Origin of the sequence: Pseudomonas sp. XWY-1 (assembly GCF_002953115.1) — a bacterium.
In the GTDB taxonomy this organism is placed as follows: domain Bacteria; phylum Pseudomonadota; class Gammaproteobacteria; order Pseudomonadales; family Pseudomonadaceae; genus Aquipseudomonas; species Aquipseudomonas alloputida.
Genome location: NZ_CP026332.1, coordinates 2,490,360 through 2,503,020, shown reverse-complemented (window position 1 = coordinate 2,503,020; position 12,661 = coordinate 2,490,360). Strand labels below are relative to the sequence as shown.

General features: G+C 61.9%; 11 protein-coding genes. 5 read left to right on the top strand and 6 right to left on the bottom strand.

From position 1 onward, the window contains the following. Window positions 1–879: a DUF6708 domain-containing protein gene (locus PRJ_RS29835; protein ID WP_158682560.1), complete on the top strand. Its 879-nt coding sequence runs from the start codon at window positions 1–3 to the stop codon at window positions 877–879. A 209-nt stretch (window positions 880–1,088) separates the two neighbouring features. Here the strand turns inward: PRJ_RS29835 and PRJ_RS11705 are convergent, their stop codons facing one another. Continuing rightward, window positions 1,089–3,275, bottom strand: a complete 2,187-nt coding sequence (locus PRJ_RS11705) for an OsmC domain/YcaO domain-containing protein (protein ID WP_104961459.1) — start codon at window positions 3,273–3,275, stop codon at window positions 1,089–1,091. A 270-nt stretch (window positions 3,276–3,545) separates the two neighbouring features. On the opposite strand from PRJ_RS11705, the gene PRJ_RS11700 reads away from it, so the two are divergent. Genes PRJ_RS11700 through PRJ_RS11690 form a run of 3 tightly spaced genes read left to right on the top strand, consistent with a single transcriptional unit; the run spans window position 3,546 to window position 7,618 of the window. After that, window positions 3,546–4,001: a (2Fe-2S)-binding protein gene (locus tag PRJ_RS11700; protein WP_003256023.1), complete on the top strand. Its 456-nt coding sequence runs from the start codon at window positions 3,546–3,548 to the stop codon at window positions 3,999–4,001. Next, window positions 4,001–6,256 (top strand): molybdopterin cofactor-binding domain-containing protein, encoded by a 2,256-nt coding sequence (locus PRJ_RS11695; protein WP_104961458.1) that lies wholly within the window; start codon window positions 4,001–4,003, stop codon window positions 6,254–6,256. Before PRJ_RS11700 ends, PRJ_RS11695 begins: the two co-directional genes overlap by 1 nt. Window positions 6,257–6,274: 18 nt before the next feature. Next, window positions 6,275–7,618 (top strand): cytochrome c, encoded by a 1,344-nt coding sequence (locus tag PRJ_RS11690; RefSeq protein ID WP_104961457.1) that lies wholly within the window; start codon window positions 6,275–6,277, stop codon window positions 7,616–7,618. Window positions 7,619–7,686: 68 nt separating this feature from the next. Here PRJ_RS11690 and PRJ_RS11685 read toward each other — a convergent pair whose 3' ends face one another. The 4 genes from PRJ_RS11685 to PRJ_RS11670 form a co-directional block, all read right to left on the bottom strand. Continuing rightward, window positions 7,687–8,475 (bottom strand): ABC transporter substrate-binding protein, encoded by a 789-nt coding sequence (locus PRJ_RS11685; RefSeq protein WP_104961456.1) that lies wholly within the window; start codon window positions 8,473–8,475, stop codon window positions 7,687–7,689. 207 nt (window positions 8,476–8,682) lie between these two features. After that, entirely contained in the window at window positions 8,683–9,324 is a 642-nt protein-coding gene (locus PRJ_RS11680) for a LysE family translocator (protein ID WP_010954467.1), read from the bottom strand. 50 nt (window positions 9,325–9,374) lie between these two features. Next, the gene (locus tag PRJ_RS11675) at window positions 9,375–9,575 is read right to left on the bottom strand and encodes a DUF1289 domain-containing protein (RefSeq protein WP_010954468.1); all 201 of its coding nucleotides are present in this window, start codon (window positions 9,573–9,575) and stop codon (window positions 9,375–9,377) included. An 8-nt stretch (window positions 9,576–9,583) separates the two neighbouring features. Then, complete coding sequence (locus tag PRJ_RS11670) at window positions 9,584–9,901, bottom strand: hypothetical protein (protein ID WP_003256033.1); 318 nt, start codon at window positions 9,899–9,901, stop codon at window positions 9,584–9,586. A 314-nt stretch (window positions 9,902–10,215) separates the two neighbouring features. Here PRJ_RS11670 and PRJ_RS11665 point away from each other — a divergent pair, with 314 nt between their 5' ends. After that, window positions 10,216–11,961 carry a BCCT family transporter gene (locus PRJ_RS11665; RefSeq protein WP_064492996.1) on the top strand — a complete coding sequence of 582 codons (1,746 nt, stop codon included), beginning with the start codon at window positions 10,216–10,218 and terminating at the stop codon, window positions 11,959–11,961. 80 nt (window positions 11,962–12,041) lie between these two features. On the opposite strand, the gene PRJ_RS11660 is transcribed toward PRJ_RS11665, so the two are convergent. Beyond that, the gene (locus PRJ_RS11660; RefSeq protein ID WP_014590658.1) at window positions 12,042–12,521 is read right to left on the bottom strand and encodes a VOC family protein; all 480 of its coding nucleotides are present in this window, start codon (window positions 12,519–12,521) and stop codon (window positions 12,042–12,044) included. Window positions 12,522–12,661: the final 140 nt, after the last annotated feature.

Here is a 12,661-nt window from a genome sequence, read left to right as displayed (position 1 = left end):
ATGGCGACTATCTGGCTTTTTAATCAAGCCCACAATTCAGGATTCAAGCCAAAAATTTCCGGACAACTTATTCAAACAACCAGTTCACACTTATGCCTGCGCAACCCTTGGGTGTCCGACTCTGTATTCATGGGAAAAATCTACACTGCCATGTTTCTATTCACCTGGATATTATCATGTTACAATCTCATTAATGAAAATATAGACTACTCAATCAACGGCGGCGACATTTTCGTTGCCATCCTGATCTCACTTCCCTTTATTTTTACCCCATTCTTAGCCTACAGAATACTTTTCATAAAAAACTTATCGAACATATATTTAAATCGACACACAAAGAAAATCTACTATAAGCGATTCAAAAAACTCATAATATTTGACTGGAGCCAAGTCGCAGGCGGTCTTTTCAGTCGCACAGAATTCGGCGGTTCCTCCTTCACTACCAGCTATGCCCTCGCCTTCGCCCCCCGCCGCGAAGACGGCAGCCTGCATCAAAAAGACTGCCTCTGGGTCGACAGCAACGAACCCACCGAACCCGGCGTCAAGCATGTCGCCGAAGTGTGGGAATACCTCCGCCACTTCATGGACCACGGCCCGGACAAACTCCCCCCGCCCGGTGAACCCAACTGGTGGCACAAGCCACTGCACGCCATCTGCCTGACCCCGGCAGAAGCCTGGCGCCACTACGCCCCTTGGCGAACCGGTGAGCCCGGTGAAATGCAGGGCAAAAAGAACTGGCAATTGCCGTTCTGGGCGGTGCTGTTCCCCTACAATCTGACCGTCGCCTTCTGTTGGTACTGTGTCTGCAAGCTTTTCAATGTCCGTGCAGCGCCACCACCGGCGGAGGCTTTCGAAGGGGGGCCTGCTAAGCCCGAATAGTCACCACCTGAAGTGGATAGGAAGAGAACGCTATGCGCCTGGATGGCAACGCGGCAAGACAGAATGGGGATGGCGCCCAGATCAAAGGGCTGTAGGACGGCTCCTGACTTATCGCAGGCAAGCCAGCGTCCACAGGTTCGGCACAAATCTCAAGAGCGGTGCAATACCTGTGGCGCTGGCTTGCCGGCGATGATTGGGCGCAGCGCCTGTCAGGCGAACTTGGCCCGGGCCGCGTGCAGTTTCTTGTAGCTGTCGATCAGGCGCAGGTGGCGATCAAGGCCTTCGAGCTTCATGCTGGTCGGGGTCAGGCCATGGAAGCGCACACTGCCGTCCAACGAGCCCAATACCGCGTCCATGCGCGCATTGCCGAACATACGGCGGAAGTTGGCTTCGTAGTCATCCATCTCCAGTTCGTCATCCAGTTGCACTTCCAGCACCACGTTCAGCGCCTGGTAGAACAGGCCGCGGTCTACGGTGTTGTCGTTGAACTGCAAGAATGCCTCGACCAGTTCCTTGGCATCCTCGAAACGCTGCACCGCGAGGCAGATCAGCAGCTTCAGTTCGAGAATGGTCAGTTGGCCCCACACTGTGTTCTCGTCGAACTCCACACCAATCAGCGTGGTGATGGTGGTGTAGTCATCCACATCGCAGTTGTCCAGGCGCTTGAGCAGCAGCTTCAGCGAGCGGCTGTCGAGGCTGTGCAGGTTGAGGATGTCGGCACGGAACGACAAGGCGCGGTTGGTGTTGTCCCAGATCAGGTCCTCGACCGGGTAGATTTCCGAGTAGCCTGGCACCAGGATACGGCACGCGGTGGCACCAAGGTTGTCGTACACCGCCATGTACACTTCCTTGCCCAGGTCTTCGAGGATGCCGAACAGGGTTGCGGCCTCTTGCTGGTTGGAGTCCTCGCCGTGCCCGGAGAAGTCCCACTCGACGAATTCGAAGTCGGCCTTGGCGCTGAAGAAGCGCCACGACACCACGCCGCTAGAGTCGATGAAATGCTCGACGAAGTTGTTCGGCTCGGTCAGCGCGTGGCTTTCGAAGGTGGGTTGCGGCAGGTCGTTCAGGCCTTCGAAGCTGCGGCCCTGCAGCAGTTCGGTGAGGCTGCGCTCCAGCGCCACTTCCAGGCTCGGGTGGGCACCGAACGAGGCAAACACGCCACCCGTGCGCGGGTTCATCAAGGTCACGCACATGACCGGGAACTCGCCCCCCAGCGACGCATCCTTGACCAGTACCGGGAAGCCTTGCTCTTCCAGGCCCTGGATGCCAGCGAGGATCGCCGGGTATTTGGCCAGCACCTCTGGCGGCACGTCCGGCAGGCACAACTCACCCTCGAGGATTTCGCGCTTCACCGCGCGCTCGAAGATTTCCGACAGGCACTGCACCTGCGCCTCAGCCAAGGTGTTGCCCGCGCTCATGCCATTGCTGAGGAACAGGTTTTCGATCAGGTTGGACGGGAAGTACACCACCTGCTGGTCGGACTGGCGCACGAACGGCAGCGAACAGATGCCCCGCGCCGTGTTACCCGAGTTGGTGTCATACAGGTGCGAACCACGCAGCTCCCCGTCAGGGTTGTAGATCGCCAGGCAGTGCTCATCGAGGATCTCGGCCGGCAGCGCGTCGCGCGGGCCCGGCTTGAACCACTGTTCGTTCGGGTAGTGCACGAACGGGGCGTTGGCCAGGTCTTCGCCCCAGAACTGGTCGTTGTAGAAGAAGTTGCAGTTGAGGCGCTCGATGAACTCGCCCAGCGCCGAGGCCAGCGCAGCCTCCTTGGTGGCGCCTTTACCGTTGGTAAAGCACATCGGTGACTGCGCATCGCGTACGTGCAGCGACCAGACGTTGGGCACAATGTTGCGCCACGAGGCGATCTCGATCTTCATCCCCAGCCCGGCGAGGATGCCCGACATGTTGGCAATGGTCTGCTCCAGCGGCAGGTCCTTGCCGGGGATATAGGTGCTGGTGTCCGACACCGGCATCAGCAGCCCCTGGGCATCAGCATCGAGGTTGTCGACCACTTCGATCACGAACTCAGGGCCGGTCTGCACCACCTTTTTTACCGTGCAGCGGTCGATGGAGCGCAGGATGCCTTGACGGTCCTTGTCGGAGATGTCCTCGGGCAGTTCGACCTGGATCTTGAAGATCTGGTTGTAGCGGTTTTCCGGATCGACGATGTTGTTCTGCGACAGGCGGATGTTTTCGGTGGGAATATCGCGGGTCTGGCAGTACAGCTTGACGAAGTAAGCCGCGCACAAGGCCGAAGACGCCAGGAAATAGTCGAACGGGCCTGGGGCCGAACCATCGCCTTTGTAGCGGATAGGTTGGTCGGCGATCACCGTGAAGTCATCGAATTTGGCTTCGAGACGGAGATTGTCGAGAAAATTGACCTTGATTTCCATGCGGGATTACCGTGATTTAAGCGTGCAAAACGAAATTGGCCGGCATTATCCGGGTTTTCGTTGCGCAAGTCCTGTTCAACGCCGACTGCAGGCTTGATTTTTCGAAGCTGGCTTGCGTATTCCGCCGGATTACTTGCCTGATCCTCTGAAGCCACCCCCGCCACCAGACCAGCGGTCATCCTGCTGTGCTAGCGTTTCTGCACCGGGGGACAACGTATTCCCCATGCAGATAAAACACAGCGACAACAACCGTGACGGGCAGGTGAAACCATGGAACTACGCATCAACCAGAAGACCTATCAGGTCGAGGCGGACGCCGACACGCCCCTGCTGTGGGTAATCCGCGATGACTTGGGGCTGACCGGCACCAAGTATGGCTGCGGCTTGGCCCAGTGCGGCGCCTGTTCGGTGCTGGTGGACGGTAATGTGGTGCGCGCCTGCGTTACCCCGGTGGCCGGTGTGGTGGGGCGTGAGGTCACCACCATCGAGGCGATCGAAGCCGACCCCGTCGGCAAACGGGTGGTCGCCGCCTGGGTTGAGCACCAGGTGGCTCAATGCGGCTATTGTCAGTCCGGCCAGGTAATGGCAGCCACGGCGCTGCTCAAGCACACGCCCAAACCCAGCGATGCGCAGATCGATGCAGCCATGGTCAACCTGTGCCGATGCGGCACCTACAACGCCATCCATGCCGCCGTGCATGACCTGGCCCAGGGGGAGCAGGCCTGATGAACACGCCAGTCGATACACCCGCCGAACTGCTCAGGCTGCAGCGGGGCGAAACGGTCAACCTGTCACGTCGGCGCTTTCTTGCCGGCACCGCAGTCGGTGCCCTGGTGCTAGGTTTCGGCCTGCCCATGGGCTCGGCCCGCGTGCAGGCAGCAGCCGCCGCTGCGGCAACGGCTGAACGCGGCACCCAGGTGCCTGCATTTCTGGAGATTCGCCCGGACGGCACGGTGCGCCTGCTGAGCCCATTCATGGAAGGCGGACAAGGCCCTTTCACCGCCATGGCGCAGATTGTGGGTGAAGAGCTGGATGTCGACCCGGCCCATTTCGTGGTCGATAGCGCGCCACCGGGCGAAGCCTACGTGGTGATGGAGAACGGCATGCGCATCACCGGTGGCAGCATGTCGGTACGCATGAGCTACCCGACCATGCGCCGCCTGGGCGCGCTCGCCCGGGGCATGCTGCTGCAGGCGGGCGCCGAACACCTGGGTGTACCGGTCGATGAGCTTTCTACCACGCCGGGTAACGTAGTACATACCACGACCGGACGTTCCGTACCCTACGGTGAGCTGGCCGGTCGCGCCATGGACCTGCCAGTGCCCGACCCGGCCAGCGTCAAGCTGCGCGACCCCAGCCAGTTTCGCTGGATTGGAAAGCCCGTACGCCGCCTGGATGCCTACGACAAGTCCACCGGCAAGGCCCAGTACTGCATCGACATCAAGGTCGACGGCATGCTCCACGCTGCCGTGCAGCATGCACCGCGCCTGGGCATGACGGTTGGCAGCCTGCGCAACGAAGACCAGGTCAAGGCCATGAAAGGCGTACATTCTGTGCATCAGCTGCCAGGCGCCGTGGCTGTGGTCGCCGAGCGCTGGTGGCACGCCAAGCGTGCAGTGGAGGCGATTCAGGTGGACTGGAAAGAACCGGCCGTCGACAGCAAAGTGCGACCGATGCCGGCCGATTTTTCCAGCGACGCCTGGCGCGAACACCTCGCGACGGTGCAAGGGCCATCCCGTGATGAAGAGAACGAAGGGGATATTGCCGGCGCCTTGGCCAACGCCAAGACCAAGGTCGAGGCCAGCTACCACAACCAGTACCTGAACCATGCCCAGCTGGAGCCACCGTCCGCCCTCGCCCGCTTCAACCCGGACGGCAGCCTCGACGTCTGGCTGCCCAACCAGGCCCCGGACATGTTCCGTGACGACATTGCCAGACGCACCGGCCTGGAGCCTGCACAAATCAACCTGCACTCGCCGCTGCTGGGCGGCTTCTTTGGCCGCCACTTCCTGTACGACTCTGCCAACCCCTACCCGCAGGCCATTGCCCTGGCCAAAGCAGTTGGCCGGCCGGTGAAGCTTATCTGGAGTCGCGAAGAGGAGTTCTTGCGCGATGTACTGCGCCCCGTCGCAGTGGTGAAGTTCCGCGCCGGGCTGGACGCAGACGGTATGCCAGTGGCGCTCGAGGCGGTCAGCGCCACCGAGGGCCCAACCGAGGCCCTTGCTGGAAAACAAGGGGAGAAGATCGACCCGACCGCACTTGAGGGGCTGTCGGGCAAGTCCTACGCCATCGCCAACAAGCGCATTGCCCAGATCTATGTCAAAGGTCCGGCCATGCTTGGTTACTGGCGCTCGGTAGGTAACTCGCTGAACGACTTCTTCTACGAATCATTCCTGGACGAACTGGCGGACAAAGGTGGCAAGGACCCGTTTGAACTGCGCCTGCACCTGCTGCGCGACAACCCAAGACTGACCAACCTGCTGAACGCAGTGGCCGACTTGTCCGGCGGCTGGAAGCGCGGACCGTTCACCGCCGAGGACGGCAGCAAGCGCGCACGCGGCGTGGCCATGGCCTCACCGTTTGGCTCGGAGGCTGCGGTCATTGCCGAGGTTTCGATCGACAACGGCAAGGTCAGGGTGCACGACATCTGGCAAGCCATCGACCCGGGCAGCATCGTCAACCCGGCGATCATCGAGCACCAGGTCAACGGCGCCGTAGCCCTGGGCCTGTCGCAGACGCTGGTGGAAGAAGCGGTGTACGTGGATGGCAAGCCGCGCGCACGCAATTACGACCTGTACCCGATCCTGCCGCCTTCGCGCATGGCGCGGGTGCATGTGCGCATCATCGAAAGCGGGGCGAAGATGGGCGGCATCGGCGAACCACCGCTGCCCGCCGTGGCCCCGGCGGTGGCCAACGCGGTCGCGCAGCTCACCGGCCAGCGCGTGCGCAGTTTGCCATTGAGCCGCCACACCTTCAGCTGATCGCACAAGGGACGCCTCATGACCCATCGTTTCGCAAGAACCGCTGGCTGGCTGGCGCTGCCGTGCCTGATCGCGGCGGGCCTGCTGGCCTGGTATGTCACCCGTGAGCCCGCATCACCGTTTGCCGACGCACAGGCCACTGCTGCCGACCCGGCGCTGGTCAGCCGCGGTGAATACGTAGCCCGGCTCAGTGACTGCGTGGCCTGCCATAGCCTGCCGGATGGCAAACCGTTCGCCGGCGGACTGGAAATGGCCACCCCGCTGGGGGCAATCCACGCCACCAACATTACCCCCGACCGCGACAGCGGCATCGGTAACTACACCCTGGCCGACTTCGACCGCGCCGTGCGCCAGGGTGTCGCGCCGGGTGGCCGACGGCTGTACCCGGCGATGCCTTACCCGTCCTACGCCAAGCTCAGCGATGATGATGTCAAGGCGCTGTATGCGTTCTTCATGCACGGCGTGCAACCGGCGCGGCAGGCCAACCTGGGCAGCGACATCCCCTGGCCGCTGAACCTGCGCTGGCCCATCGCCTTGTGGAACGGCCTGTTCGCCACCACCACGCCTTACACCGACAAGGCCGGGCAGGATGCACAGTGGAACCGTGGCGCCTATATCGTCCAGGGCCCCGGGCACTGCGGCAGTTGCCATACGCCACGTGGCCTGGCCTTCAATGAAAAGGCGCTGGATGACAGCGGCAAGCCGTTCCTGTCCGGCGCACTGCTCGACGGCTGGTATGCACCCAGCCTGCGCGCCGACCACAACACCGGGCTGGGGCGCTGGAGCGAGGCAGAGATCGCGCAGTTCCTGAAGACCGGGCGCAACCGGCATGCAGTGGTATATGGTTCGATGACCGAGGCGTTCAACAACTCCACGCAATTCATGCATGATGACGACCTGGCTGCCATCGCTCACTACCTGAAGTCGCTGCCCGGCGACCCCCAACGGGACGGCGCGCCATGGCAATACCAGGCCGAATCGCTAGCGACACGGCTGGACAGCCCGGGAGCGCGCACCTACGTGACACGCTGTGCGTCGTGCCATGGCCTGGACGGCAAGGGCCAGGCCGAATGGATGCCGCCCTTGGCCGGGGCGACCTCGGCACTGGCCAAGGAGAGCGACTCGGCAATCAATATCACGCTCAATGGTTCGCAGCGGGTGGTGGCTGCAGGGGTGCCGGACGCCTATCGCATGCCGGCTTTGCGCGAGCAGTTGAGTGATCAGGAGATTGCCGACGTGCTCAGCTTTGTACGTACGGCCTGGGGCAACCAGGGGGGTGCGGTGGATGCGCAGGCGGTAGGCAAGTTGCGTGGGCATACCGACCCGGCCAGCAGCAGCCCAATCATCTTGCATATGCGTTGAATTGGAGTGGCACATGTACCGACGCGAGGCTGCCCCCACGAAAACCGCGCAGCGCATGAGCCACTCTGTCACTGCCACCGCTCCAGATTCTGTTTCAACCACTGCTCGGGCAAGGCCCCGCCAACGATCTTCGCCATCTCCCGCGCCAGCGCCTCACGCAGCAGTGGCCGGTTGCAAGGCGACTCATGTGAGATTGCCAGGTACAACCCTTCGCTGGACACGGGTGGCTGCAAAACCTGCACAGTGGCTGCGATGCCCAATGTGCGCGCCAGCGCCATGCCAGGATACTGCTCGTACACCACGTAATCGCTGCGCTTGAGCATCAGCTTCTCGAACGCCTGCCTGGCAGTGGGCACCGCTTCGAGGGTGAGATTGGCCTGGGCGTATTCATCGAACTGTTGGCCGTGGCTGTTGTTGACCAGAGTGCCACCCTTGCGGCCTTTGAGGTCGGCCCATTGCTGGTAGGCAAAGGCATTTTCCTGGCGCACCCAGATGACGCTGGGCGTGCGCAAAAACGGCGGGGCGATGAAGTCCACATGCTGCCGGCGCGCTTCGGTCAGGAAATACCCGGCCATCAAGTCGATCCGCCCGGTGCGCACTTCTTCCTGGGCTCGCGACCACGGCCCGGCGTAAACCACCTCTATGTCCAGCCCCAGCTGCTTGCCCAGGTATTTGAGCAGGTCGGCATTGGCACCGATCAGTCGTTGAGGGTTCAGCGGGTCGCGCCACAGGTACGGGGGGTATTCCGGGTTTCCTGTGGCGGTCAGCCGTAGACATGCATCATCCGCTGTTGCAGCCAGGGGCAGCAGTGACAGGCACATCAGGAGCAAGACGTGGCGGAAGCAACGCTCGATCATCTACGACCCTCGGCACATGAAACACCCGGCGATCCGGCGTAGTGGCCAAAGGCTGCCACCTGCCGTGGTCGCCTGCAGCTATCATCTGCGCGCTGTAGACAGTCTGGACCATCAGCAACCCGCAGACGAGCCTTTCATCGTCCCGTTGATAAATCTGCCGAAGGACACACAGTGAGCGCCTGCACGGCCGGCGACAAACTGGGCGTTTCAGGCACCCTGCCGTCGCATCGCCAGGATCGCCGCGCCAAAACCGATAAAGGTGGTGCCCACCACCCGGTTCACCCAGCGCGACAGCGACGGCCGGGTCAGCACCCCCTTGGCCCGCGCAGCCAGGGCGGCATACGCGCTTAGCGAAGTGAGCGACAAGGCCACGAAAATCCCGGTCAAGGTCAGGAACTGCGGCAACAGCGCAGCCCCTTGGTCGATGAACTGCGGGAACAGTGCAGTAAAGAACATGGTCGCCTTCGGGTTGGTCACTGCAGTGAGAAAGGCCGATTTGAACAGTTTCAGCGGCGTGGGCCGCACCTTGGCTGAACGCTCTGCGGCACCCTGCTCCAGCATCGGGCTCTTCTTCAGCAGTTGGCGCGCCCCCAGGTAGAACAGATAGCCCGCCCCCAGGATCTTCACGGCATTGAACAGTACTTCAGAACTGGCCAGCAGTGCGCCTAGCCCCAGCATGGCCGCTGCCGACAGACAGAACAGACCCGTGCCATTGCCCAGCGACGACCAGATCGCGCTGCGCTGGCCATGGGCAAGGCTGTTGTTGATAGCCATCAAGGTGGCAGGGCCGGGGCTGGCGATCGCGATGGCGGCGACCAGGGTAAACGCGAACAGCGAGTGAGAATCCATTTTCAGGCTCGCCAGACAAACAGGAAAGGCTGCGTCTATTGCACGCAGGTTCAGCCGGCATTCTGCCGCTTGGCCGCCTTTTTGGCGATAGCCTTCATTCGCGTCGCCGCACGCTGCACAGTGGCCATTTTCTCGGGCCGCTTCATGCCCCGCCACTTGCGGATTTCGTCACGGGTACGGCCGCAGCTCACGCACAGTTCGCTGTTGAGCTGGCATAACGAGACGCAGGGGTTGTCGATGTCTTTGGCCATGCCACTGCTCAGCCAGGCAGTTCTGCCCGCGCACGTTCACCTGCGCTGTGGAACACCTGGCGCACTTCCTCGGCCTTGACCTTGGTTACCGACCTGGCTGCCAGCAACTCTTCGACCACGCGCAAGCCCTGCTCCAGGGCTGTTGCCAGTTGCTCGGCGTCGGAGGCGTCAGCGATATCACCCAGATAAGGAGCGATGAGATACACGTAACGGTCCTGCAGCTTGAGCGCTTCCAGCGCGTCGAGGGCTTTCTGGAACCGATCGGCAGCGGCAGGGCTCATGCTCAATTTATCGAAATGAATCAGGCTCACACGGTCAGTGGCCATTATGACGAATCTCCGTTTCCTGGTGCGGCCAGGCCCGCAAGCAGCAGCGCTTCTACGATGCTCGTATGTGCGGTCCCGGGTTATGCCCATCAGGGTACCAGAAGCCGAGGCAGAAAGGGCCATTGCCCCCAGAACTAAAAGTATTTGCCAAGTCGCGCAATGGACGCCCCATGGCGTTATGGGGACATGAGCCGCTATCTGCTGCGCAGGATAATCCCGCCAGCAATCCACCCCGCCGAGGCCGTCATCGTGCTCGGCAGCCCACACAACAAGCCTGCGCGTCCAGGCAATACACAAATGGGGCCTCATCATACATGGCAAAGGAACACATCCCCGAAACACTCGATCTTGGCGTCACAGACCCCTCGAAAACCGCAGAAGCCCGCCAGGATCGACATTTCGAGGGCAAGCTTGACTGGATCGTCTTTGGTTTCACCAGCCTCCTGGCCATCGCTTTCGTGCTCTGGGGCTTCCTCAACCAGGCCAGCCTGGCCAGCAGCGCCTCCAGCGCGCAATCCTGGGTCATTCTCAATTTCGGCTGGTTCTTCGTGCTCACCTCCTCCCTCTTCGTGGTGTTCGTGCTGTGGCTGGCCGCCAGCCGTTACGGGCGGGTGCCGCTGGGCCGCGATGGCGAACAGCCAGAGTTCCGCACGGTGTCCTGGGTCGCGATGATGTTCAGCGCCGGCATGGGCATCGGCCTGATGTTCTTCGGCGTGGCCGAGCCGCTGTCGCACTACATATCGCCGCCGCCCGGCTCGGCCAGCGGGCAGACCAGCGAAGCGATGCAGGTGGCAATGGCCACTACCTTGTTCCACTGGACCCTGCACCCTTGGGCCATGTACGCCATCGTCGGCCTGGTAATCGCCTACGGCACCTTCCGCCGTGGCCGCTCGCAGCTGATTTCCGCCGCCTTCCGGCCGCTGATCGGCAAGCACGCAAACGGCCCTCTCGGCCGCCTGATCGACATGATGGCGATCTTCGCCACGCTGTTCGGCTCGGCCGCCTCGCTGGGCCTAGGGGCGCTGCAGATTGCCGGCGGCCTGGAATACAACGGCTGGATCGAAAGCCCCGGTAAACTGTTCTACATCTCGATCATCACCCTGCTGACCATTGCCTTCGTGACCTCGGCGGTGTCGGGCATCGGCAAGGGTATCCAGTGGCTGTCCAACACCAACATGGTGCTGGCCCTGGTGCTGGCGGTGTTCGTGTTCATGGTCGGGCCGACGCTGCTGATGCTCAATCTGTTGCCGACCTCGCTCGGCATCTACATCAAGATGCTGCCGGAAATGATGGCCCGCACCAACGCCAGCGGCGGCGAGCAGATGAACAGCTGGCTGGCCGGCTGGACCGTGTTTTACTGGGCCTGGTGGATCTCCTGGACGCCTTTCGTGGGCATGTTCATCGCCCGCATCAGCCGCGGTCGCACCATTCGACAGTTCGTTACCGGGGTGCTGCTGGTGCCAAGCCTGGTCAGCCTGGTGTGGTTCACCATCTTCGGTGGCGCCGCCATCGAGGCCGTGCGCGAGGGCGCCTTCCAGCTGGCCAACGGTGCGGTCAACAGTAATCACGCGCTGTACCAGTTGCTGGACAGCTACCCGCTGGCCTCGGCAACCTCGGTGCTGGTGATGATCCTGGTGGGCATCTTTTTCGTTTCGGGTGCCGACGCCGCCTCGCTGGTGATGGGCACGCTGTCGGAACACGGCACCACCGCGCCATCGCGACGCACAGTGATTTTCTGGGGGACGCTGACCGGTACGGTGGCGGCGATCATGCTGGCGATCGGCGACCCAGGCAACCCTGGCGAGGCGCTGACCGGGCTGCAGAACCTGACCATCGTCGTGGCCTTGCCATTCGTGGTGGTGATGGTGCTGCTATGCCTGGCGCTGTACCGCGACCTGCGCAAGGACCCGATGATGCTGCGCCACCTGCGCGGCAACGAGCTGATCGAGAAGGCCGTACTGTATGGGGCGGTGAAGCATGGGGAGGAGTTCTACATTGTGGTGCAGGAGAAGAAGGCATCGGCCAAGACAGCGGCAGAGGCCGAAGTAACCAGCAACTGACGGCGCCAACCCGAAAACCACGGGCTGCCACGCAGCCCGTTCGCGATGCGAGACCGCGCCTGCTGAAACATGGATCTGCTTCAACCTTTCAACGCCGCCGCTATCTTGGCCACATCGATCTTGCCCATCTGCATCATGGCCTCGAACGCACGCTTGGCCGCCGCACGGTCGGGGTGGCCGATGGCTTCGATGAGGATGCGTGGAGTGATCTGCCACGAAATCCCCCATTTGTCCTTGCACCAGCCGCAAACGCTGGCCTCGCCGTCGTTGCCGACAATGGCATCCCACAAGCGGTCGGTCTCTGCCTGGTCCGCGGTACTGACCTGGAACGAAAACGCCTCACAGTGCTTGAAGGCCGAGCCGCCATTGAGCCCCACGCAAGGGATACCCATTACCGTGAATTCCACGGTGATCACATCGCCCTGCTTGCCTGAAGGGTAATCGGCGGGTGCCTGGTGCACAGCGACAACCCGGCTATCGGGGAAAGTTCGGGCGTAGAAGTTCGCCGCCTCTTCGGCATCGTGGTCGTACCACAGGCAGATGGTGTTCTTGGCAGTCATGGTCTTGCTCCAAGATCGAAGGTGAGCCTTGAGTCTAGCCTCATAGCCCCGACGTACCGGTTCTGCAGACATTTCCGACATCAGGTAATGAACCTGCTGACAAAAAAACGGTCTTTCGCTGACGGTCAACTCACCGACCG

Coding starts and splice junctions, on each gene's coding strand:
- PRJ_RS29835 (WP_158682560.1), top strand. CDS start 1: ATGGCGACTATCTGGCTTTTTAATCAAGCCCACAATTCAGGATTCAAG.
- PRJ_RS11705 (WP_104961459.1), bottom strand. CDS start 3,275: ATGGAAATCAAGGTCAATTTTCTCGACAATCTCCGTCTCGAAGCCAAA.
- PRJ_RS11700 (WP_003256023.1), top strand. CDS start 3,546: ATGGAACTACGCATCAACCAGAAGACCTATCAGGTCGAGGCGGACGCC.
- PRJ_RS11695 (WP_104961458.1), top strand. CDS start 4,001: ATGAACACGCCAGTCGATACACCCGCCGAACTGCTCAGGCTGCAGCGG.
- PRJ_RS11690 (WP_104961457.1), top strand. CDS start 6,275: ATGACCCATCGTTTCGCAAGAACCGCTGGCTGGCTGGCGCTGCCGTGC.
- PRJ_RS11685 (WP_104961456.1), bottom strand. CDS start 8,475: ATGATCGAGCGTTGCTTCCGCCACGTCTTGCTCCTGATGTGCCTGTCA.
- PRJ_RS11680 (WP_010954467.1), bottom strand. CDS start 9,324: ATGGATTCTCACTCGCTGTTCGCGTTTACCCTGGTCGCCGCCATCGCG.
- PRJ_RS11675 (WP_010954468.1), bottom strand. CDS start 9,575: ATGGCCAAAGACATCGACAACCCCTGCGTCTCGTTATGCCAGCTCAAC.
- PRJ_RS11670 (WP_003256033.1), bottom strand. CDS start 9,901: ATGGCCACTGACCGTGTGAGCCTGATTCATTTCGATAAATTGAGCATG.
- PRJ_RS11665 (WP_064492996.1), top strand. CDS start 10,216: ATGGCAAAGGAACACATCCCCGAAACACTCGATCTTGGCGTCACAGAC.
- PRJ_RS11660 (WP_014590658.1), bottom strand. CDS start 12,521: ATGACTGCCAAGAACACCATCTGCCTGTGGTACGACCACGATGCCGAA.